The 21583-nt window shown below is 69.0% G+C and carries 15 protein-coding genes and 2 pseudogenes; 10 read left to right on the top strand and 7 right to left on the bottom strand.

All coding sequences use genetic code 11. The features are described 5' to 3' along the window. Nucleotides 1-137 precede the first annotated feature (137 nt). Entirely contained in the window at nt 138-932 is a 795-nt protein-coding gene (locus G4G93_RS29430; protein WP_165090023.1) for a DUF4239 domain-containing protein, read from the top strand. A 244-nt stretch (nt 933-1176) separates the two neighbouring features. Here G4G93_RS29430 and G4G93_RS29425 read toward each other — a convergent pair whose 3' ends face one another. From G4G93_RS29425 to G4G93_RS29410, 4 genes are all read right to left on the bottom strand, one after another. Further along, nucleotides 1177-7533 carry an autotransporter outer membrane beta-barrel domain-containing protein gene (locus G4G93_RS29425; RefSeq protein ID WP_165090020.1) on the bottom strand — a complete coding sequence of 2119 codons (6357 nt, stop codon included), beginning with the start codon at nt 7531-7533 and terminating at the stop codon, nt 1177-1179. Nucleotides 7534-8195: 662 nt separating this feature from the next. Continuing rightward, a complete protein-coding gene (locus tag G4G93_RS29420; protein ID WP_165090018.1) occupies nt 8196-8432 on the bottom strand; it encodes a hypothetical protein in 237 nt (78 codons plus the stop codon). 364 nt (nt 8433-8796) lie between these two features. Continuing rightward, nucleotides 8797-9180, bottom strand: coding sequence for a hypothetical protein (locus tag G4G93_RS29415; RefSeq protein WP_165090013.1), 384 nt, complete (start codon nt 9178-9180; stop codon nt 8797-8799). Between the two features lie 84 nt (nt 9181-9264). Further along, nucleotides 9265-9591: a hypothetical protein gene (locus G4G93_RS29410; protein ID WP_165090010.1), complete on the bottom strand. Its 327-nt coding sequence runs from the start codon at nt 9589-9591 to the stop codon at nt 9265-9267. 30 nt (nt 9592-9621) lie between these two features. Here G4G93_RS29410 and G4G93_RS29405 point away from each other — a divergent pair, with 30 nt between their 5' ends. Beyond that, on the top strand, nt 9622-10995 hold the full coding sequence (locus G4G93_RS29405; RefSeq protein WP_165090007.1) for a DUF4105 domain-containing protein: 1374 nt from the start codon (nt 9622-9624) through the stop codon (nt 10993-10995). A gap of 111 nt (nt 10996-11106) precedes the next feature. Here G4G93_RS29405 and G4G93_RS29400 read toward each other — a convergent pair whose 3' ends face one another. Next, complete coding sequence (locus G4G93_RS29400; protein ID WP_246737096.1) at nt 11107-12300, bottom strand: serine hydrolase domain-containing protein; 1194 nt, start codon at nt 12298-12300, stop codon at nt 11107-11109. Nucleotides 12301-12555: 255 nt separating this feature from the next. On the opposite strand from G4G93_RS29400, the gene G4G93_RS29395 reads away from it, so the two are divergent. Both G4G93_RS29395 and G4G93_RS36640 read left to right on the top strand, forming a co-directional pair. Next, nucleotides 12556-12882 carry a multidrug efflux SMR transporter gene (locus tag G4G93_RS29395; protein ID WP_165090001.1) on the top strand — a complete coding sequence of 109 codons (327 nt, stop codon included), beginning with the start codon at nt 12556-12558 and terminating at the stop codon, nt 12880-12882. A gap of 154 nt (nt 12883-13036) precedes the next feature. Continuing rightward, the gene (locus tag G4G93_RS36640; RefSeq protein ID WP_206290093.1) at nt 13037-13591 is read left to right on the top strand and encodes a hypothetical protein; all 555 of its coding nucleotides are present in this window, start codon (nt 13037-13039) and stop codon (nt 13589-13591) included. A gap of 512 nt (nt 13592-14103) precedes the next feature. On the opposite strand, the gene G4G93_RS29385 is transcribed toward G4G93_RS36640, so the two are convergent. Continuing rightward, on the bottom strand, nt 14104-15156 hold the full coding sequence (locus G4G93_RS29385; RefSeq protein ID WP_165089998.1) for an SDR family oxidoreductase: 1053 nt from the start codon (nt 15154-15156) through the stop codon (nt 14104-14106). A 77-nt stretch (nt 15157-15233) separates the two neighbouring features. Here G4G93_RS29385 and G4G93_RS29380 point away from each other — a divergent pair, with 77 nt between their 5' ends. The 6 genes and pseudogenes from G4G93_RS29380 to G4G93_RS29355 form a co-directional block, all read left to right on the top strand. Then, nucleotides 15234-15605, top strand: coding sequence for an MmcQ/YjbR family DNA-binding protein (locus tag G4G93_RS29380; RefSeq protein ID WP_165089995.1), 372 nt, complete (start codon nt 15234-15236; stop codon nt 15603-15605). Beyond that, nucleotides 15602-15844 carry a hypothetical protein gene (locus tag G4G93_RS29375; RefSeq protein WP_165089992.1) on the top strand — a complete coding sequence of 81 codons (243 nt, stop codon included), beginning with the start codon at nt 15602-15604 and terminating at the stop codon, nt 15842-15844. The genes G4G93_RS29380 and G4G93_RS29375 overlap by 4 nt, the downstream gene beginning before the upstream one ends. 494 nt (nt 15845-16338) lie before the next feature. Next, on the top strand, nt 16339-17100 hold the full coding sequence (locus tag G4G93_RS29370) for a bacteriorhodopsin (protein ID WP_165089989.1): 762 nt from the start codon (nt 16339-16341) through the stop codon (nt 17098-17100). Nucleotides 17101-17102: 2 nt separating this feature from the next. Beyond that, on the top strand, nt 17103-18203 hold the full coding sequence (locus G4G93_RS29365; RefSeq protein ID WP_312892292.1) for a Brp/Blh family beta-carotene 15,15'-dioxygenase: 1101 nt from the start codon (nt 17103-17105) through the stop codon (nt 18201-18203). Nucleotides 18204-18357: 154 nt separating this feature from the next. After that, nucleotides 18358-19578, top strand: a complete 1221-nt coding sequence (locus tag G4G93_RS29360; RefSeq protein WP_165089986.1) for a TadE/TadG family type IV pilus assembly protein — start codon at nt 18358-18360, stop codon at nt 19576-19578. 69 nt (nt 19579-19647) lie between these two features. Continuing rightward, nucleotides 19648-19731: pseudogene (locus tag G4G93_RS29355) on the top strand (hypothetical protein); the annotation flags it as partial. 61 nt (nt 19732-19792) lie between these two features. Here the strand turns inward: G4G93_RS29355 and G4G93_RS29350 are convergent. After that, nucleotides 19793-21432 (bottom strand): annotated as a pseudogene (locus tag G4G93_RS29350) (methyl-accepting chemotaxis protein). Between the last annotated feature and the right edge of the window lie 151 nt (nt 21433-21583).

Genomic DNA, 21583 nt, shown 5'->3' with positions numbered 1-21583 from the left:
TGCCGAGGAGGGCCATCGAATCGATGCCGAATCGTGGGTGCCCGACGGGATGTCGGGCGCAACGAGCCGTTCCGATTCACCGATCCGGAGGGTTTGTCTGGCTAGCCTGCCGGGGACGATCTGTCCCAGGTGCTCCAATGATCCTCGGTTTCTGGCTCGACCTGCCCGTCTGGCTGGTGTTCACGCTGCTGGCTTCCTACGTTTTCGGAATCGGCGCCGTCATCATCCTGGTGACGAACCTGTCCTGGACCCGCTCCTGGATCGGACGGATCAGCACCGGCATCGCACCGACCTATATCGGCGTCCTCGCGGTGCTGCTCGCGCTGTTGACCGGCTTCGTCGCCAACGATGCCTGGGAGCGCCAGCGCGCCGCATCCCGCGTCGTCCAGGCCGAGCGCGCCCATGCCCTGGCCGTGTTCGATCTCAGCCAGGCGGCCGCCCCGGACATGAACGACCTCCGCAAGGCGCTGACCGGATACCTGGACGCGGTGATCGATGCCGAATGGCCGAGCATGGCCGATACCGGCCGCGGCGTGCCGCAGGCCGGCGCCGCGCTGGCCCGCCTCCTCGAGGCGGCGGCCGACCCGCGGACCGGCGTGGAAGCGGGCCAAGCCACACAATCAGCACTCCTGGCCGCCGTGCTGGGACTGCGCTCGGCCCGCGGCGAGCGCCTCGCCCTGGTCGGGTCGGAGCAAGACGAGACGAAATGGCTGACCTTGATGGTGCTGGCCGCGTTGACAATGGTCTCGATCGGCCTCGTGCATTGGGAATGGCCGAGGGCGCAGGCCGTCACCCTGTTCCTCTTCGCCGCCGCCATCGTCACGACCCTGGGCGTGATCGCCCTGCACGAGAGACCTTTCGACGGCCCGCTCGCCCTGAAGCCGGACCCTCTGCTTCGGGCCCGCAGCGTGGTGATGGCGGGGACCCGCTGATCGCCCCTGTCGCACCATCCTCGCGGTCAAGGCACCGGGTTCCGGCGGGGCCGCTCCCGCCTCCGTTGGGAGGAGCGGCCCCCGCCCTCAGACCCAATCGCCCAGGATGCTGACGCATCGATTCGACCTCGGGCAGGCCCGAGATCGACGGGGCCATTGACCCATCTCGAATTTCCGATGCCGAACCAAAGGTTTGCGGAAATTCGAGAGCGGAACCAAAGGTCGTTTTCAGCGCCCGTCGGTATCAGAACCGCACCTGCATCCGGGCGGTCCCGGTTTGCGACAGGTAGCGGTCGCCGACCGTGGCCTGGTACTCGCCGGTCAGCTCGATGCCGTTGCCGAGTCCGATCTGGAATCCCAGCCCGGCCTCGCCCAGCCGGTCCGGGATCCGGGACGACGTCGCGAAGGCCCGGAGCGGACCGTCGCTCCGGAAGCTGGCGAACCCGGTGAAGTGGTTGTCCGACAACAGCATCACCCCGAGCGTCGCATAGGGGCGGATCCAGCGGCCGGCATCGAGGTCGATGCGCCCGCCGATCTCGACGTTCGGGCTGAACGCCACGAGCGTCTTGTCGAGGCTGCGGACGTCGAGGTTGAAGGCCGGCGCGCCGGTCTCCGAATAGGCCGGGCTGTGCGTATAGAGCACGTCGAGGTCGGCATAGGGTTTGACGTACCAGCCGTCGAACAAGATCTGGTAGCTGCCCCGCAGGCGGCCGCCGGCGGTCAGGACTTCGGACTTGCTGCGGGCGAGCCAGGTGTCGCCGCCGATGCCGATCGCCCGCACGTTGGACTGCCAGGAATAGCCGAGATTGGCCGACGCCGCGAGGAGCCAGGGACCGACCTGATGCTTGAGCGCGACCGACAGGTCGCCGGCATCGCCGACATTGCCGGTGACGCGGTCCGATCCGCTCTGGCCGGCACGGGTATAGGCGCCCGACAGGCCGAAGAACCAGTCCGGGCTGAACTCGGTCTGGAGGCCGCCCTGATAGCTCAGGGCGGTCTGGCGGTAGCCGCTCTCCTCGGCCGAGGAGAACAGGCTGGTGCGGGTGCCGGTGATCCGGCCCCACACGCACTCGCCCTCGCGCAGCAGCGTGCCGGTGCCGACGAAGGCCGGGCAGCTCATCGCCCGCTTCAGCCCGGCGCGGGCGTCGAGCGTGCGGTCGGTCAGCACGTACTGGTTCGCCTCCGGGGTGATCTCGTCGAGGGCGTCGGCGTAGCTCGCCGTGGTGCCGACCTTGAGGAACTGGGCGAACCGCCCTTGCGCACCGGCCGCGCTGACCGCCCAGTCGTCCTGGAGCGCCTGCGCCACCGCCCGCTGATCGCCGGTCAGCACCATGTTCCCCGGGGTGGTGAAGTTGGCCTGCGGGCTCAGGGAGAGGCTGTTGCCGGCCTGCACGATCGCCCAGCTGATCGGGATCGACCCGGGCTGGATCACCGTGCCGGGGGCCGTGGCGCTGGTCTCGCCGAGGCGCCCCGCGGTCAGGAAGGTGTATTGCCCCGGAAGCAGGCCCCCGGTCACGGTCGGCTGGACCGTGCCGCCGAGCGTGGCCGTGCCGCTGACGACGAGCAGGTCGCTGCGCAGGGCCCCGTCCCGGGCATTCGGCGCGACATCGACCAGCAGGCGGCCGCCGGCGAGCTGCTGGAAGTCGCCGGTGATCGTGGTGCGGGCGACCGTGCCGACGCCGCCGATGTCGAGGACGGCGTAATTGAGCACCTGGCCGGTCGCCCCGACATTGATGATGCCGTCCGGGCGCGAGCGGAGGAGCGCGCCGTGCCAGTCGATCGCGCCGTTCTCGATCCGGTCGCTCTTGAGCGCGCTGCCGCCCTGGAGGTCGATATCCCCCAGGATCGTGCCCCGGTTGACGAGGCGGTCGTCGGCCAGCGAGCCGACGATCGCCCGGCCCGAGGCCGCGCTGACCACCGCCCGCTCGTCGAGGGTGATCGTGTTGCCGCCGCCGCCATCAATGCGGATCGCCGCCCCGGTGCCGGTGCCGCCGGTGACGAGGCCCTTCGCCGTGACGGCGATGACCCCGCCCGACCGGGCGGGATCCAGGCTGCCGTCGCTGCGCTGGACGCCGCTCTGCGCGAAGATCGCGTAGGCATCCTTGCCCAGGGCCTCGACCGCGCCCGTGGCCGTGATGGTGATGTCGCCCCCCTTGCCCTTCGACCCGGTCCGGCCCTTCGGCGGCTCCGGCGTGGCGAAGGTCAGACCGGAGAGGTCGACGACGAGCCCGCCGCCGCCGCCCAGGCTCTGCGCGTGGATGCCGTGCGCCTGCGCGCCGGTGGTGCGGATCGCCGCGTCCTGCTCCACGGTGGCGATGATCGCACCGCCATCGCCGGTCGACCCGTCGCGCAGCAGGAACGGGACCGCGTAGCCCATCACCTGGTGGGCCCCGGCATAGCCGCCACCGCCGCCGATCGATTGCAGCATCACCGCCGTCGCGGCATCGCCGGAGGTCGTCACCCGCGCGCCCTGCTTCAGGGTCGCGGTGATCGCGCCGCCATTGCCGGAGGCGCTGCCCGCGCCGCCGAGGCCGAACGTGTATTTCGAGCCGCCGGCACTGGCGGCGCCATCCACCGTCCCGCCGCCGCCGCCGATGCTCTGCGCGAACAGGCCGAAGGCGCCGAAGCCCGTCGTGGTGATCGTGCCGCCATGGGTCACCGTCACGGTGCCGCCCGTGCCGGAGGCGCCGCCGGACCCGCCCAGCGTGATGCCGTAGGACTTCTCGGGCGTGGAACCGGCCGTCTCCGGCTCCGCGAGCTTCTCGATGCCGAGCGCCGACAGCAAGGCGGTCACCAGCCCTTCGGAGTCGGACTTCTCCCCGGCGCCCGCCTTGGTGTCCCCCTTCGCGGCGCCCTTCGCGGCGCCCTTGGCATCGCTCTTCGCCTCCGGGGTCGAGAAGGAGCCGCCGCCGCCGCCGACACTCTGGGCGACGATGCCGTGGGCACCGATCCCGGCGGTCGCGACCGTGCCGGTATTGGTGACCGTGACGGCGCCCCCGTTGCCCCCCTCGCCGCCATTGCCGCCGACGGTGAGGTTGAAGCTGCGCACCTCGTCCTTGCCGTCACCCTGGCCGTCTTTCTTGCCCTCGGCCTTGCCTTCGCCGCTGGGCTTGGCACCTCCGACTTTGGCGCCCCCGACCAAGGTCGCGGCGACACCGCGACCGCCGCCGCCGCCGACGCTCTGGGCCGAGAGGCCGTAGGACATGTCCTCCGCCGTCACGACGGTGCCGCTGTTGACGACCTCGACCGTGCCGCCGACATTGCCCGAGCCGCCCGTGCCCCCGACCGTACCGGAAAAATTGGTCTTGTTGTCGGCAGTTGCGAAGGCGAGGCCGCCCTGGCCGCCGCCGCCGCCGACGCTCTGGGCATCGACCCCGTGGGACAGGATGCCCTGCGTCAGAATGGTCCCCGCATTGGTGACCTTGACCGCGCCGCCGACGCCGCCCGTGCCGCCACCGCCGCCGATGCTGAGAGTGGCGGAGATATCGGGCAGCTTCACGCTGCCGTCCTTCTGCTCCTTCAGGTAAGCCGATACGCTCTTGCTGTAGGATTGCAGCGCCTTGCCGAAATCGGAATTCTTGATCTTGTCCGCAAGGTTCTTGTAGGTATCGCTTTCCTTGATGTCCTTGAGGAACTGATCGAGGGCCTCCTTATCGTCCTTGTTCTTTTTGTCCTTCGCCCAATCCTCGTAGGCCGCGACGCCGATCGACTGCTTGATCTGGGTCCAGATCGCGCCCACGGCGTCGGGGGTGGACTCCTTGCGGGCCGACACGTTGCCGCCGCTGCCGCCACCGCCGCCGATGCTGCGGGCCACGATACCGTGCGCGCCATCACCCGTGGTCTCGATCCGGCTGCCCGCCAGGGTCTCGACCGTGACCGCACCGCCCTTGTTGCCGGTTCCGCCGCTGCCGCCGAGGGTGAGCTTGAGGTCGAGCTTGCCCTTGGCGGCGCCCTGCACTTCGCCGCCGGTGCCGCCGCCGCCGCCGACGCTCTGCGCCAGGATCCCGGCGGCGGACGTACCGGCGGTGCGGATCGTCCCTCCGTTCGTCACCGCGACCTCGCCGCCGGCGCCGCCACGGCCGCCGCGGCCGCCGATCGTCATGCTCAAGGCAGCGTTGTCGGCGAGCGGCAGCTTATGGAGCTGGGCGTCCAGGGTCTTGTCGAAGGAAAAGCCCGCGCCGCCCAGCGTCGTGGCGTTGCCGCCATTGCCGCCGCCGCCACCGATGCTCTGGGCCAGGATGCCGGTGGCCAGCGCCCCGCCGGTCTCGATCAGGCCCTGGTTGACGACCGTCACGCTGCCGCCCTGCCCGCCGCCCTGATCCTTGATGTCGGCCGGGTTCTCGAAGAGGAGGACGCCGTTCTTGTCTAGTTGCAGGCGGCCTTGCGCGTCGAGCAGCGGCTTGAGCTGCGGGCCGCCGCCGATCGCCGAGGAGAGGGTGACGTTCTGGTGCAGGCTGAGCGCATTGCTCACCGCCGTCGCCGCGCCGCCATCGCCGCCGCCGCCGCCGGTGCTCTGCGCCTGAAGCCCGAAGGCCGAATCCCCCGAGGTCCGCACGCTGCCCCGGTTGGTGACCTCGACCTTGCCGCCATCGCCCCCCTTGCCGCCGGTGCCGCCGAGCGACGAGGCAGCGGCCAGGGCCAGCTGGCCGGGCGGGGCGATGGCGAGGGCATAGGCCGCCGCATCGCCGCCGATGCCGCCGCCGCCGCCGACGCTGAGCGCGCGGATGCCGACGGCCCGGGTGCCGTAGGTCGTGACCGAGCCGGCATGGGTCACGGTCGCCTGGCCGCCATTGCCGCCTTCGCCGCCGGACCCGCCGATCGACGTGCTGATCGCGACGCTCGGCAGCGCCTTGCCGTTCGGGAGCACCAGCGGGACCGAGATCGCCTTGGCATCGCTCAGCCCGCCGACCCCGCCGCCGCCGCCGACGCTGAGCGCGCTGAGGCCTGTCGCGGCGAGGCCGCCGGTGGTCACGGCCATGTTGTCGCGCGTCTCGACGACGGCCTCGCCGCCCCGGCCGCCCTGGCCGCCGGAGCCGCCGACCGCCTTGGAATACGAGAGCCCGAACCCCCCGGCGGTGCTCCTGGCCTCCCCGCCCACGCCGCCGCCGCCGCCGACGCTCTGCACCAGCACCGCGGTGGCGCCGGCGCCGAGCGTCTCGACCCGGCCGGCCTCGCCGATGAACTGCGCCTTCCCGCCGGCGCCGCCGCCGCCGCCGCTGCCGCCGAGGGCGACGGAGAAGAACCCGCCCGCGACGGAGGAGAGGCCGCCGGCGCCGCCGCTGCCGCCGACGCTCTGGATCAGCATGCCGTAGGCGTTCGCGCCCTCGGTGGCGATGACGCCGCCATCGTTGACGACGGAGGCGAGCCCGCCGGAGGCGCCTCGCCCGCCCGCGCCGCCATTGCCCCAGAAGAGACCGAACGAACCACCGCTCTGGCCCCCTCCGCTCGCCGTCCCGATGGCGTCGAGGGTGCCCTCGGGCAGGGCGGAGGCCGCGTTTCCGCCGCCGATGCTCTGGGCCACGATGGCGGTCGCCCCCTTGCCGGTCGTGGTCACGACGCCGCGGCTGGTGATCGTGACGTCGCCGCCCTGCCCCGCCGCACCGCCGGTGCCGCCGGTGCCGAAATTCTTGCCCCCGCCCGTGCCGCCCGGGCCCCCGACCGATTGCGCCACGATCCCGAGCGAATACGCCCCCGTCGTGCTCACGCGGCCGTAGTTGAACACCTCGGCCCAGCCGCCGTCGCCGCCCCGGGCGCCCGGATGCCCCCCGCCGCTCAGGGGATCCTGCATGCCGCCATTGCCGCCGAGGCTCTGGACCAGGATTCCGAGGGCGTGGCTGCCCGTGGTGACGATTCTACCGGCATTGTCGATGCTGGCCTTGCCGCCGGTGCCGCCCGGCGTCGCATAGTCTCCGCTGTAGAAGTCGTTCCCCTTGCGCGATCCCGCGCCGCCCGTCGATTCGACGACGATGCCGGTCGCCCGCGCACCGGTCGTCGTCACGCCGGCCTCCTGCGCCAGCCGCATCCAGGCCGTGCCGCCGGCGCCGCCCCGCCGCGAGGCGGCGTCGGCGGCGTCGTCGCGTCCGCCGAAGCCGGCATTGCCGCCGGCGGAGGTCACGCGCACGCCCTGGAACGCTGTCCCCTGCGTGGTGACCATGGACGACAGAGTCAGGCTCGCAGTTCCGGCATCGCCGCCGCCGCCCGGCGACTTCTGCCCGTCTCCGCCGACGCCGCCGCGGGAATAGACCCAGAAGCGGGGAAGCTGCGCCGACTGGTCACCGCGTCCGGAGAGGGTAGCGTTCAGGGTCGCGTTGACGTCGCCGCCGCGTCCGCCGAAGCTCCCGCTTCGCCAGTTGCTCCCGCGCTCGTAGCCGGCGCCGCCCGCACCACCCACGGACCCGATCTCGACGGTCGCGGCGGGCTTCCCGGCCGCGCCCCTCACGTCGACGTCGATCAGGTTGAGGTTCGCGCCCTTGCCGCCCGGCGTGCTGTCGTGGCCGAGCGCCCCCCAGAAATTGATCAGCCAGTCGTCGGCTCTCTCGCCGTTGCTCCCGCGGACCACCTGGGGAACCGGCCGCTCGGCCGCCTCGGCTCCCGATGCCATCCCGCCCGTCACGAGCGCGACGGCGCTGACCCCCGTCAGCAGCGCGATGGTGACGCCTCGGCATGACCCGACGGAGTGCCCCACGGATCGCGAGGAGTGTGCTGACGACATCGGAGACGATTCCTCACGCCTTGAAAGAGCCACCTGGCAGGTTCGCCGGACTCGGCCGAAGGCGCTCGGAGGCGGGTCCGCGGGCGCCCGCTCACCGGAAGGGGGGCGAAACGTCGCGGACAAGTTTCCGTCGATATGGTTAATAAGGCTTTAATTTCTTGAAACGGCGGCAGCCCTTCTGGCTAATGCCGATAACTTGCAAGTCGGATGCAATGCTTGCCTGCCGCATTTCGTCTGGAATCGCTCGCGATACAATTCATAAGATCTATTACCCTACGCTACCTGCAGTGAAGAGGTGCCGGGCTTGCGACGAATCCCGAACGGCTGACGCCGCAAGCTGATCATCGGAAATGCCATGTCGCCGAGCGAACCAGACTCGATCAGCGCACAGTCAAATCAGATCCTATCCTACGAAGTTTCATGCCATATTCCTAAATAAAATGCGACAAATCACAAGATGCAGAGCATCAAACAGTTGCGATTAAATTGGAAAGCGCTTCATCATGCGATCTTCATGACACGGAGTTAGCGTCGATCATGGGCCAGCCCGCTCACGGATGCAGGACATGGATCAGACGGAACAGGTAATCGGCGTCGAGCGATTTCCAGCCGAGACGGCGCCTGATCAGAGCGTAGGCGGTGCAGAGCACCGCAGCGCAGCCGACGAGGGCCAGCACGAAGGGTAAGACCTTTCCGGTCACCAGCCCGACGACGGCAGCGACGATAACGGTCGTCACAAAGATGATCCGGCTCGGATGCTGCGGGCCGGTTTCGAGGAAGTCCGACATTGCGGTTGTCTCTTTGAGGGTCATCAGTGGCGGTGGTGATCCGGCAGTCGAGGCGACCATCGTTCGGGTGCGACGCGCGGTTGCCGTCGTCGGATCGGGAGGCCCTGGGGGCCGCATGGGACGGGATGCCTTGCTCCTCACACGACGCCAGCATCCCTCCGACGTCACAACGAGACGCCACCACGACCGCGACAATTGTCGCGATCGACGAGGTTCGTGGGCTTTCTCCCGCCTCAGATCCTGCAGCAGCCTGAACGCGATCGGCTCGGCCATTCCGAGACCGGATATGGGCGTCGTCGAAGGGCGGACCGAGTGGAGTCGAATGCCATGTCCTCGACCCTCCCGCCTCGAGCGCCGCCCATCGTCAGCGGCGGCTGCCGCGGCCGTCCATGAAGGGATTGGCCTCGTTCCATTCGCGCGAGGCGCCGCCCGGCATCCAGGAAGGCCCGCTGCCGCCCGACGAGGCGACGCCCGGATTCGTCGTGTAGCTCGGCGGGACCCATCGTCCCGACCCGGTCATGTATCCACCGGTCAGATGATTGCCCGGCTTCGGCCCATCGCGATCCCCTCGTCTGACGGTCGCGAGATGGTCGTCGAGGAAGGATTTGCTGCCGTTATATTTTTTCGAGAGGATCTTGGATCCGGAGGTCGGGCCCAGAGCGTACTCCTCGAAGTCGGAGTAGATTTCTTTCGCCGATACTGCCGTCGCCGACACAAGCATCAGGGCTGCGGCGCACATCGCCTTCATCGGTCCGCTCCACCACAGTTCCAACCGATCGTTCCCCAGTCCAGCCCACGGACGACTGGCCTAACGGCCGTTCGGTCTTCGCGCTCACCGATACGGCAAGAGGACTAAAAATCTGCCTCCGGAGTACGCCTTGATTTTGTTATCAGAAATAATCCTTATCGAATAATTTTTCGAATGCTGCTGATTCGCTTCATCGGCACCGGCTGTCAGACTCTCGGCGTCACGCCAAAGCTGCGGCTTTCGGACCCGTGTGCTGGTTGCCGTGGCCGGAGAGGGGTGGTCGGGCGAAGCCGCCATCCTCGCCTTCCAGCGCCGATCGAGTCTCGCCCCATGCCCTTCGCGCGCGACCTGCGCGCGGCCGATCAGCAGTCCTTTAACAAAGTCATCACGCAAGCCGTGAATCGTGCGCACCACGCTCCATCCGCTCGAAGACGCCCGGTCATGTCCGATTCGCCTCCGTCCCTGCCCGGCCCTCCCCTCCCCGATCGCCTCAGGGCGAGCAGCGGGGCCAGGACCACGTCTCTCTGGCTGCTGCTCGTGGGACGCGCCGAGGTGAGCCGGCGCGCCCATCTGTTCCTCGCCGCCGGCCTCGTCTCCGCCCTGCTCGGCGTTCTCATCGTGATCGATTCCCTCGACGGAGCGATCCACATCCCGGATCGCTGGTTCGGGGTGCTGCTCCTGCTGGAAGGTGTCGCCTCGCTCGTCACCGGGCTGACCGCCCTGGGGGCCGCCCGCCGGTTGCGCCTCCTCAAGGGCGTGGTGCTGCTGGTGATGGCCGTGCTGATCGTGGCAGCCACGCGCCACAGCACCTTCCTGCTCGCGGTGATCTTCGGCGTCGCCTTCCTGGTCGACGGCGCGGTCCGGATCGTCATCGCGAGCCTGCTCAAGTTCTCTGGGTGGCGCAGCTCGGTTGCCCTCGGAGCCCTGGGCGTCGCCTTCGGCCTGTTCCACCTGCAGCCCTGGCCGACCTGGTACGCGGGCACGGTGGGCTATTGCCTGGGGATGTTCCTGATCCTCAACGGCGCCCGCTTCGCCCTGGCCGGCCGGCGGGCGAAGCGCTTGGCAAGGGAGATCCCGGTGACCGAGACCCCGGCGATGGAGCCGGAGCCCGCCTCGGCGCAACCCGACGGCCTGACGGTCTATGTCTGGACCCCGACCGGGACTGTCACGACGCCGGCCCGGCAGCGGCTGATCCAGCGCTACATCGCCGCCGTGAACGCCCGCGGGATCGTCTCCACCGGGCATGCCGCCCTCGCGCAGGGCACGGACCTCTACATCAGTCACTATCCCGCCGTGGAGCTCGACCGCTCGACGGCCAACCTGCGCTCCAGCTTGCGGGCCGGTCCGGAGAACGACGTGCCGGGGCGCTTCCTCCCCTCCTATGCCGAGGAGGCGGCCGATTGGTGCGACGCCACGGTGGCCGTCACGCTCACCGGGATCGACGCCGCCGGGCTCCGGGCGTTCTGGGACGCCTATCGCCACGATTCCACCTACAACTTCATCAGCCGCAACTGTTCCACCACGGTGGCGAGCGCGCTGGATGCGGCGGTGGAGGGCGCCTTCGCGCGGGCCGGTACTCCCTGGCGACGCTTGGCCCGGGCCCTGACGACCCCCGAATACTGGGCCGCCGCCTTGTTGCGGAACGGCGCTGCCGGGATGACGTGGACGCCGGGCCTGGTCCTGGATTACAGCCGCGCCTTGGGCGCGCTCCTCGATCCAGTCTCACCGGCGCCGGCCACCGCCTGGAAGGCGGTCGGGCGCCGCCTCGTCCGCAACCTCCTAGTCCGCCACCTTCGAGTCGGACCGATGGTCTGACTCTACTGGGTCGTGAGGCGCCGGCCCGCACCGAGTGCGGCGCCGACCGACGCATGAAGAGGGTTGGGAGGCCGCCTCCGCCCCGCCGAGAAGCCTCACGCCACGGTCGGCTCAGGGCCGTTTGGTCTCGAGATTGGCCGCGATGGCCTGCATCACCGCGAGGGTATCGGTCTCGTCCTGCTCGGCACCGTGATCGCTGAGCTTCACGATAACCGTGCCCGTCTGGTGGTTGACGTAGACGTATTGCCCGTAGACGCCGATCGCCGAGATGTCGCCGTCATCGCCGCCGGGCGCGTGCCACCATTGAGCGGAATATTGCCAGCCGTCCACCGCGCGGCGGGCCGGCGTCCCGATCCGCTCGATCCAGCGCGCGGGAATGATGCGGGTGCCGCCTGCGCGCCCCTGGTCGGTCACGAGGAGCCCCAAGCGAGCGAAGTCCCGCGCCGTGGCGTTGATGCAGCAGAACGCCTTCTCGTTCCCGCCGGGACGGTCGAGGTTCCAGGTCGCATCGGCCTCGGCCCCCATCGGCTTCCAAATCCGTTCCGAGAGCAGATCCGCCAGGGGCTTGCCCTCGATCCGTGCCAGGATCAGGCCGAGCACCTCGGTGTCGATGCTGCGGTAGCGGCCCTTGCTGCCCGGCTTGAACGCGAGATGCGCGTGATCCTTCACGAAGGCCGGGATGTCGCGGGTCAGGTACATCCCGGCCGTACCGGTGAGGGGACGGAACGGATCGTAGTTCTCCGGGACGGCGAGACCGCTCGCCATGTCGAGGAGGTCGCGCACGGTGATCTTTCCGAACACCGCCTTGGATTGCAATTCGGGCAGGAGGTCCGACACCCGATCGGTCTCGGAGAGCTTGCCCTGCGCCATCGCCGCCCCGGCCAGCAGCGACACGACGGACTTCGCCACCGACCATGACGGGAACAGCGTCGCCGGTCCGGTTCCGGGACGATACCACTCGTGGATCAGCACGTTGTCCTGCACCACGAGGAAGGCGTTGGTGTGCGTCGCCGCCAGCATCGTGGCGAGCGGCACCTCGCGCCCCTTCCACGCGACGCGATTGAGGATCGGGCGCGGCTCGAACGGCAAGGCACGGGCCTTTGCCGGCGCCGGCACGGTGCGGCTCGGGAACCATGTGCCGACCACCGACGGCTCGATGACCGCCAGGGCCGCGAGGGTGATGGGATCGGGGACGCCGATCGCGCGGGTGGCGGCCCAGGCGGAGCCCGCCACAAGCCCGACGCCGATCGCGGCGTAGGTGCGCCACCGGCGGGCGGGTCTTTTGCGGATCGGGGGTACGGGCATGGTCGGCAACGGAGACATGTGCCAGTGTTGTCGCGACCGACCCTGAAGATTGTCTTGATAGGCTGAGGATTGCCCGGCCACAGGAAGACGCTTCGTGATGCAGGACCCAAGCTCTCGGGTGGCCGGGCAAAAACTGTGGACCGCGGAGCCGCTGCCGGTCCGCCGCGTGAAAATGTTCACGGCTTCGGCGGGAAAACCGCTGCGTGAGGATGCCCCGGTCGGGCGCCACCTTTCGACAGGGAAGTCCAGGTTGTCATGAACGCTTTCCTCATCCTCGGTCTCGCGATCAGCGCCGAGGTGACGGCGACCCTCGCCCTCAAGGCCGCGGATGGTTTCACGAAACCGGTTCCGAGCGTGATCGTCGCCGTCGGTTATGGGACCGCCCTGTGGCTGATGTCGACCAGCATGGATATGCTGCCGATCGGCGTCGTCTACGCGATCTGGGCCGGCGTCGGCATGGTGGGGGCCGCGCTCGGTGGGGCTTGGCTCTACGGCGAGCCTCTCAACGCCACACTGCTCGTCGGCATCGGAATTGTCGCACTGGGTGTCACGGTTCTGGCTGTCGGACAGGGCCACCATTGAGCCGATCCGGATTTTTCGAAGGCTTGTTGCTCCGGGTCAGGCGGCCTGGCCTGCTCGCCGACGCGAGCATGATAGCGTGCATCGGACTCGGCGGGAGGGGCGTTGTCGATCGGTGCGAGCAGTATGAGGGGCGCCGGCCGACTTGCATGGGCTTGTGTCAGGCCGCTTCGCCTCGCACCCCCAGCATGCCATCGAAGGGAGCGGATGGCGCGTCGGTCCGAAAGTCGAGTTCGAGCAATCCGGCTTCCTCCAACGCCTCGATGTCGGGCAGATCGCGAGGCTCAAGCGGCTCGACCTCCTGAGCGTCGGGCCGCGCTCGCTGGAACCCGGCGCACCGCTGACGTATGTGACCACCCCGGTGTTCCTCGCCTGGTTTAGCGTCGCTTCACTGCGCGATCTGCCCGACATCGAGGCGCTGGAGGAAGCCGGATTGCTCGAACTCGACTTTCGGACCGACGCGCCATCCGATCCCTTCGACACCATGCTGGGGCTGTCCGGCGAGGCCTCCGGGACGAACAGCACGAGGTCGGCGAGACGGGCATGCACGAGGTCGCCGCGCTCGCAGCCGCCGATGCCACTGGTCAGCAGGTTCGTGCCTTCCTCCGCCACGTACCAGCGAAGGTGCGCGATCAGGGCGTGCGCGCCGCGCCTGGGAGGCGCAGGCAGTGCCGAGGAGCCGCATCGAGGCCTCGTGTCCGGCTTCCATTAGCCGCAGCCGCCCCGTCGTCGGACGCGATATGGAAGAGCGCTCAGGCGCCTCGGTGCGTTCGGATCGCCGAGAGGATCGGGTCGGCAACGGCCGCGGGCGCTGGCAGGGCGAGAGAGTGGCGGCGGGAGCGGCGATGAGCGCCGCGGCACTGGCCATCGGGCACGCCGAGACGGCAGGCTGGTGAAAAAGGCGAGCGTCGTCGAGACCTCATCGGCCGCGAGGTGGCGCGGTGGAGCGCGCTGCTCGACGAGCCGCAGCCGCGGGAGGATCGTCAGGCGCCGGCCGGCAGCGGCGATGGTGACCGGTAGGTACGGCCAGCCTATGAGAAGTGCCGAGCCACGCCGCAGGCCAGGACACGAAGCACTGGCGGCCGGCGCCGGAAGGCCCCTGAGAAGACGGTGGCGGACCGGCGGGCAGCTGAGTCGCTGCGAAGCCGCGGCATCGATCCCCGATCGGAGATCCGGCAGGACGATCTCGGGTTCTGAGATCACGCCGCCTGGACGGCTTCCGGCTTACCGCGGCAACACCTTCGCCTCCTGCAGGCGCTGAATCGCCGCAATCAGCGCCTCGACGCTGTCGACCGTCTCGGTGAAGCCGCGGCGGCGGATCTTGCCCATATCGGAGACGAGATCGAAGTCGCTGTGGAACACGAAATCGCCGAAGGACCAGCCGACGGCGCGCTCGTAGGGTGTCTCGACAAGCCCCTGCTCGGCGACGAGGCGGTCCCAGGTTGGTGCCTTGTCGGCCATGTGGCTCGCGAGGCGCAGCGGCACCGGCGGGCCGGGCGGCAAATCCAGGGCGGCGGTGAGCTTCTCCCAGACCCGGCGCCAGCGGAACGGCTCATGGACGTAGTTGAACGCCTCGCCCCGCGCCGCCTCGGCGGTAGCGGCCCACAGGCTTGCGCGTGCCAGCGCCCCGGCCTCGGTCACCTGGGCGAAGACCCCGTCATAGACGTGGGCCGGTCCGGGAAAGCGGAAGGCCGCGCCCTCCGCCCGGCACAAGGCGGCGTAGGCGCCGATCACCATGGCGATGTTCATGGCGTTGCCCGCTGCGTCCCCCACCACCACGTCCGGCCGCAGGATCGCGAAGTTCGCACCACCGCGGGCGGCGCGGGCGCGCAGCTCGTCCTCCTGCGTGAAGTAGAAGTTCGGCCCGATGTGGCGCGGGTTCTCGTCCTCGTAGAACGGCGACGGCACCGGCCCGAGATGGACGCCGTAGACCTTCGCGCCCTGGTAGAGCACCACCCGCTCGAGCGGCGCGCCGGCGGCTTCCAACCCGTCGAGGAGGTGGCAGAGCATCGCGCCGTTCACCGTGTCCTCGTCCGCCAGGTTCGGCTGCGGCGCGAGGGCGGCGTAGAACAGGTGGGTGACATCGCGGGTCTCAGCGAGGGCGGCGCGAGTCGCTGCCGCGTCGGTGAGGTCGACCGCCACCGCTCCGGGCGAGCCGTGCGGGCGACGGGACAAGGCGCGGGCCCGCCAGCCGGGCGCCGCGGCGAGCGTTTCCATCAGCGCTTTGCCGATGATGCCGTTGGCGCCGGCGACCAGGGCAGTTCGGGTATCCGACATCGTGCGCGCCTCCCTTCAGGATCGAGAGGCAACATCCTCCGCCTGGCCCAGGTCCCGTCGGCCGGCGTTGAGGGGGGATGAGGAGACGCGACCGCCCGCGCCGTGAAACGCCACCCCGGAAGCCCTCGGTCTGGTTCGAGGTTGCCCGTCGGGCGGCCGGCACCCTGCCGGGCGTCACGGAGCATGCGAGTGCCGCCGGGCCGGTCTTCCGGGTCGGCCAGCGGCGGCTCGCCTGGCTGGCGGAGCATGGGGTGTCGCTGGTCGTGCCGATCGAGGAGGACGAGCGGGACATGCTGGTTGCGGCCGAACCCCGGACTTTCTCGGTGGAGCCAGCCGCGGGCGGGCGCCCGCTTGTGCGCATCCACGTCGCCTACGCCGATCCTGGCACCGTGGCGCGCCTCCTCGCGCAGGCCGCCCTCACTCTCACCGGAGCGACACCGACACCATGAGCGAACAGCGAGACGTGACCACCCGGGATGGCACCGCCTGGACCTGCATCGAGGCGCTCGCCGACATGCCGGAGGCGGCGAAGGACAAGCTCGCCGGCGAGGGGCGCCGGGCGGTGGTCTGCACGCCGTCGGGCGGGGCGCATTCGGTGCGGCTGTCCCCGGCCGAGGATTGGCAGGCGATGCCGGAGGCCGACCTCGCCGCCGCAATCGAGGTGACACTGGCGCGGGACCAACGCTGAGTTCCGCCCGAAACAGCTGACCGCGGAGACTGATCTGCTGCACAGCATCAACCGGAAGTCGGTTCGCCACCACGACCACGACTGACCGGTTGGAACCCGCCCCTCTGCTAGGCCGTTAGCCGGCGGATCTTCATTTGGACCCGAGACCCCGCCTTCAGCCCCGCCGGCAGCCGCCGAGCGGGGCTTTTTTATTTCCGGGCTACACGCCGCCATGGGCTATCACTCAGCCACCCAAATCGACGCCGCTCGCGCGTGCCATCAGGTGCAGCCGATCGCTCCCGGGGCCGCCGTGCAGGCGGGGCGCCCCCGCCTGATCTTCGATAGCTCCCAGTCCTGGGTGCGTGGCCTTCCGTCAGCGGCGCACCGCAAGGCAAGCGGCCGTGCATGGGGGCTACCCCAGCGGAACCTGCCGCCGAGTATCCGGTTGTCCGGCGCCTCGCGGCTGCACGTTCGGGCCGTCGCGATAATCCCGACGACGAGACACGGATCATCCGATGACCCCTCAGTTCTGGCTCTGGCTCGGCTTTGCCGGCATGAGCGTGGGCGCCGCCCTCATCCTGTTCATCGGCAAACGCCGCACCCATGCCGAGGAGGCCGATACCATCATCCACGGCTTGGTGCCGATTATCGCCGCCTGCTCGTACCTGGCGATGGCCTCGGGGCAAGGGAGCATCGCGCTGCCGGCCGGGCCGGATGCCGGCACAGCGACCCGGGCGTTCTACTTCGCCCGCTACATCGACTGGTCGTTCACCACACCGCTGCTGCTGCTCGGGCTCGCGAACACCGCAATGCATAGCGGCATGCGCCGTCCGGCGATCGTCTGGGGCATGATCGGCTCCGACCTGATCATGATCGTCACCGCCTTCGTGTTCGGCCTGTCCCAGGTGGCGTGGCTGAAATGGACCTGGTTCGCGATCTCCTGCGGCGCCTTCCTGGGGGTCTATTACGGGATCTTCGTCCAGCTGCGCGAGGAGAACGCCCGCGAGCGCGACGACGTCCGCGCCTCGTTCATGCGCAACGCCCTGTTCCTGTCCGTGGTCTGGCTCGCCTACCCGATCGTGCTGCTGCTGGGCGATGACGGCCTCGGCCTGCTCGGGCCGGCGCTCGGCCTCGGCATCATCGCGGTGCTCGATCTCACCGCGAAGGTCGTCTACGGCCTGATGGCGACGGTCCAGACCGCCAAGCGCGTCGACCGCGATCTGGCGGAAGGCAAGGTGACGATTACCGCGCGGCCCCATCTCGCGGCGGCAGAGTAGGCGTGGCGCGCCGGCCCGCCCCGATCCCGGCGCCGGCCGGCGCGCGGATGGTTCACGTCCCCGATCAATGGCCGGGCCTGTCCCGGGGAGCGGCGTCCTGTCTGCTTCCCGCCGGCGCGGCTGTCCTTGCCGCTACGGCTATGTTGCCGCGGGAAGCCGGTTGGGCAGCGGTGCTTGCCCTGGTGATCGGCCTCGGCGTGCCGCACGGCGCCCTCGACGGCGAGGTGGCGAAACCCTTCCTGAAGCCGCGCTTCGGCCGGGCCTGGTTCCCGATCTTCGCCGCTCCCTATCTCGCGCTGACGGCTGCGGTCCTGATCGTCTGGCGGCTGGCGCCGGATCTCACGCTTGCGGGCTTCCTCGCCCTGTCGGTGCTGCATTTTGGCAGCGAGGATGCCGGGCCCGGCCGGCCGGCCGAGGCCTTTGTGCGCGGCGGCCTCCCGATCGCCCTGCCAGCCCTGATACGGCCAGATGAGACCGCCCGGATCTTCTCGGTGGTGACGCACACGGCGATGCCGGTCCTGCCGGAATGGTGGACTGTGCTTGCCTGGGCTTGGCTCGTCCTCGCCTCCGCCTGGCTCTGCCTGCGCCGTCCCCCGTTCGGGACCCTCGCCGAGCTCGCAGGCTTGAGCCTGGCCTTCCTGATCCTGCCGCCGCTCAGCGCCTTCGGGCTCTACTTCGTCTGCCTGCATGCGCCGCGGCACATGCGGGCGCTCGCCGACGACCCGTCCCGGGCGCCGGCGGTCGACGGCATGGGCCGGGCGGTCGTGCTCGCGCTTCCGATCTTCGGGCTGACGCTGCTGATCGGCCTTCTCCTGTGGCCGACCTACCCGCAGGCGAACAGCGTCGAGCGCCTGCTCGCCCTGACGCTCCAACTTCTCGCCGCGCTGACCGTGCCGCACTGGCTGCTGGACCGGTGGGTGGAGAGGAGGCTGCGGTCAAAGGCCGAGTGGGGGACGGGAACCGTCCGGGCGACGAGGTCAGTCGCGACCGCCTCAGCCGCTCGCCTGCTCGGCAAAATCCTCCGGCACGTCGCCAAACTGGCCGAGGATCGTCGCGCTCTCAGCTCCGCGACCGACCGCAGCAGGCGGCGTGAAAACCATTAACCGCCTTCGTGAAGTTACTTGTCAGACCCTATCGACGTTTCAGCCTGAGCTTATATTCTTATGGCATAGAAGAAACATTGAATTTGTAGGCTGCAAGCAGAACTAATCACTGCGTGCATACTGCTCATTCTACCGTTATCACCAAAGCAGTTCTATGCGTATCGCCCGCCCGCCGTTCCGGCAGATCTTACAATGCGAGCGCAGCACGATCGTCGTGCTGTTCAGTCTCCTCCTGCCGATCCTGGCCATGGGGGCGGTGGGCGTGGCCGAGTTGGCCGAAGTGATGCTCGCGAAGTCGAAGCTTCAGAGCTACGTCGACGCCGCGGCAATCCAGGGCGCCGGCGAGTTCGGCGTCGATCAGTCGACGGCCACGATGGAGCGCGCGCGTCTCTATGCTGATACCATGGCGGCGCCCTTACGCCTGCGCTGGACCATCGCCTCGACTGCCGCAGTCAACGCCGCAGCCCGCACGGTTACGGTCAGCCTGGCGGCGCACCGCGCCTCGTTCTTCGGCAGCCTTCTGCCGCCCGGGGGCTGGAGCCTCGCCGCGACGGCCACCGCCATCCGTACGGCCCGCAAGCCGCTCTGCGTCCTGGGCTCGCACGCCGACAACCAGGACAGCGTGACCGTGACCGACAGTTCCGAGATCTCGGCCAGGGATTGCGTGGTTCAGAGCAACGCCAACCTGACGGTAGCGCGGGCAGCTGCCCTCTCGGCCGGGGAAGCGCGAGCGTCCGGGAGCGCCTCGGGGGCGATCCTCCCCGCGCCGATCACGGATGCGCCCCCCATCACAGACCCCTTCGCGAACCTCGCGATCCGCGTGCCCCTGCTCTGCGGCCCGACCTTTGTCAGCATCGGAGGCGGCACCACCTATCTCAAGCCGGGCGTCCATTGCGGTGGCATCTCGCTGCTCGGCAACGCCACGATCGTTCTAGAGCCCGGCGAGCATTACTTCGTTGGGCCGAGCCTCAGCATCGGCGGGCAGACCTCGATCACCGGCAGCGACGTCGTCGTCATACTCAAGGGGCTGGAAACCGCGCAGTTCACGGCGAATTCCGTGCTCCAGCTGGAGGGCCGCAAGAGCGGGCCCTATGCCGGCTTCGTCCTGATCACGGATCGCAGCTACACCGGCAAGGTCGAGATTTCGACCAACAATGCCCGCAAGCTTCTCGGCACAATCTATTTTCCCAATGCTGACCTCACGGTCAAAGGCAACAACAAAGTCGCCGATCAGTCGGCCTGGACGGTCATCGTCGCGCGCCACATTCGGACGGAGGGGAATGCGCGACTGACCGTTAACTCGAGCTATAGCTCGTCTACCATTCCCGTGCCGGCCGGTGTCGGGCCGCCGCGGGACCAGCCTGTGCGCCTGTAACAATAGCCAACCCCTGAGGGCTGAGCGGCGCTGTCTCCCTATCGTCCTTGTCGTCAGCGTGGCGCTGTTGTGCGGGCGGGGCTTGTTGAGAAGCGCACCTGGTCGACGAAGTTCGCGATGCGCTCATCCCGATTCACGACGCGGCTGAGCGAGGTGCCGAGCGTGTCCACATGCAATGACCGCTGGGCGCACCGTCACCACCCAAACGAACCGCTCAGGCCGCTCGCACCGTATCGAGAAAGCGCGCCACCTGCGTCGCGAGGTGCTCGGACTGGCGCGACAGCTCGGAGGCCGAGACAAGAACTTGGCTCGCCGCCGCTCCGGTGTCCTCCGCCGCACTCGCCACTCCGGCAATGTTGCCCGTTACCTCGCCGGTGCCCGACGCCGCCTGGCTGACATTGCGCACGATCTCCTGGGTCGCCGCACCCTGCTCCTCCACTGCCGCGGCGATCGAGGTCGTCACACCGGAGATCTCCTCGATCCGTGCTGTGATCTGGTTGATCGCACCGGCCGCCTGGCCCGTCGTGGCCTGGATCGCCGCGATCTGGCTGGTGATTTCCTCCGTCGCCCGTGCGGTCTGGCCAGCCAATTCCTTGACTTCCGCCGCGACCACCGCGAAGCCGCGGCCGGCCGCACCGGCACGGGCTGCCTCGATGGTGGCGTTGAGTGCGAGCAGGTTGGTCTGTGCCGCGATGGAGGAGATCAGCCCGACCACGTCGCCGATGCGGGCGGTGGCCTCCGTCAGCGCCCGCACCTGATGCGCGGTCTGTCCTGCTTCCGCCACTGCAGTCTGAGCGAGCCGGGCCGAGCCGTCGACCTGGCGGCCGATCTCCTGCACCGAGGCGCCGAGTTCCTCGGCCGCCGCCGCGACGGTGCCGACATTCGAAGAGGCCTCCTCGGCAGCGGCCGCGACAGCGGTGGATTGCGCGGCGGTCTGCGTCGCAGTGGCTGTCATCATCTGGGCGGTGGCTCGCAACTCGGTCGCCGAGGCCGAGACCTGGCCGACGATGCCACCCACTGCCGCCTCGAAGCCGTCGGCCATTTCCGTCATCGCGCGTTTGCGCGCGGCCACAGCCGCTTCGTCGGCACGCTGCTTCACCTCGGCCTCCTCGGCAGCCTTGCGGGCGACCATCGCCTTGATGCCTTCGACCGCCCGGCCGACGGCGCCGATCTCGTCACCGCGCGCGGCCTCCTTGATCTCGGTATCGATCTCGCCTTGTGCCATCCGTTGCAGCACGTCCACCAGACTGGCCAGCGGACGGGTGATCGCGAACACGACGATCGTGCTGGCGAGGACGAGCGCGGCTGCCAGCCCGGCGAGCGAGAAGATGATCAGTGTGCGCGTGCTATCCGTAGCATTCGCAGCCGAGCGTTCCTTGGCGACAGCCAACTCCTTGGCTTGGGCTGTGGATCGCTCGACCATCCATTCATTCAGCTTGAGGCGAGCGGGGATACCGACATCGCGGGCGATCCGAAAGCCTCATCGCGCTGATGGCGCAGCATGAGCTCGGACACGCGATCGAGGGTCGCAAAGAAGCTATCGACGTCCCGGCGAAAGGCTTCGTTGAAGGCGCGTCGCTCCGGCGTGTCCGATAGGGCGACGAGGCGTTCGATGGCCTCGCGTGCTTCAACCATGCCCGCCTGCTGGCGTGTCTTGAACCGAGCCTGTATCTGCGGATCGCTCTCGAGTAGCATATTGCGGTCCATGACCGTGGCCTCGGTGATGCCACCGCGCACATGGACGACCGCATCCAGGCGTGCGGCCTGAACGTCGGCAATCCGCGCCGTCTGCCGCGATAAATCCTTCATGACCGCCTCGGAATAGGCGATGAGACCAGCCCCGATCGCAATCATAACCGCGAAAGGTAATTCAATCTTTAGTAGAATATTGGCGTCACGAGCAAAATTCATGGCTGTCTATCCAGGTTACTGCGCAGCGTGCTCTTCGGCATGTTCGCAGAGAAAGCCCGATAAATATTTATTATTCGTGTTAGCTCCCGATTTG

It is taken from the genome of Methylobacterium sp. DB0501, from assembly GCF_011043735.1.
GTDB classification, from domain to species: domain Bacteria; phylum Pseudomonadota; class Alphaproteobacteria; order Rhizobiales; family Beijerinckiaceae; genus Methylobacterium; species Methylobacterium alsaeris.
This window is presented reverse-complemented; position numbering and strand designations above follow the sequence as displayed.

What these genes read in the sequence shown, in the direction of transcription:
- G4G93_RS29430 (WP_165090023.1), top strand. Translation starts at nt 138, where the DNA reads ATGATCCTCGGTTTCTGGCTCGACCTGCCCGTCTGGCTGGTGTTCACG.
- G4G93_RS29425 (WP_165090020.1), bottom strand. Translation starts at nt 7,533, where the DNA reads ATGGCATCGGGAGCCGAGGCGGCCGAGCGGCCGGTTCCCCAGGTGGTC.
- G4G93_RS29420 (WP_165090018.1), bottom strand. Translation starts at nt 8,432, where the DNA reads ATGTCGGACTTCCTCGAAACCGGCCCGCAGCATCCGAGCCGGATCATC.
- G4G93_RS29415 (WP_165090013.1), bottom strand. Translation starts at nt 9,180, where the DNA reads ATGAAGGCGATGTGCGCCGCAGCCCTGATGCTTGTGTCGGCGACGGCA.
- G4G93_RS29405 (WP_165090007.1), top strand. Translation starts at nt 9,622, where the DNA reads ATGTCCGATTCGCCTCCGTCCCTGCCCGGCCCTCCCCTCCCCGATCGC.
- G4G93_RS29400 (WP_246737096.1), bottom strand. Translation starts at nt 12,300, where the DNA reads ATGCCCGTACCCCCGATCCGCAAAAGACCCGCCCGCCGGTGGCGCACC.
- G4G93_RS29395 (WP_165090001.1), top strand. Translation starts at nt 12,556, where the DNA reads ATGAACGCTTTCCTCATCCTCGGTCTCGCGATCAGCGCCGAGGTGACG.
- G4G93_RS29385 (WP_165089998.1), bottom strand. Translation starts at nt 15,156, where the DNA reads ATGTCGGATACCCGAACTGCCCTGGTCGCCGGCGCCAACGGCATCATC.
- G4G93_RS29380 (WP_165089995.1), top strand. Translation starts at nt 15,234, where the DNA reads ATGAGGAGACGCGACCGCCCGCGCCGTGAAACGCCACCCCGGAAGCCC.
- G4G93_RS29375 (WP_165089992.1), top strand. Translation starts at nt 15,602, where the DNA reads ATGAGCGAACAGCGAGACGTGACCACCCGGGATGGCACCGCCTGGACC.
- G4G93_RS29370 (WP_165089989.1), top strand. Translation starts at nt 16,339, where the DNA reads ATGACCCCTCAGTTCTGGCTCTGGCTCGGCTTTGCCGGCATGAGCGTG.
- G4G93_RS29360 (WP_165089986.1), top strand. Translation starts at nt 18,358, where the DNA reads ATGCGTATCGCCCGCCCGCCGTTCCGGCAGATCTTACAATGCGAGCGC.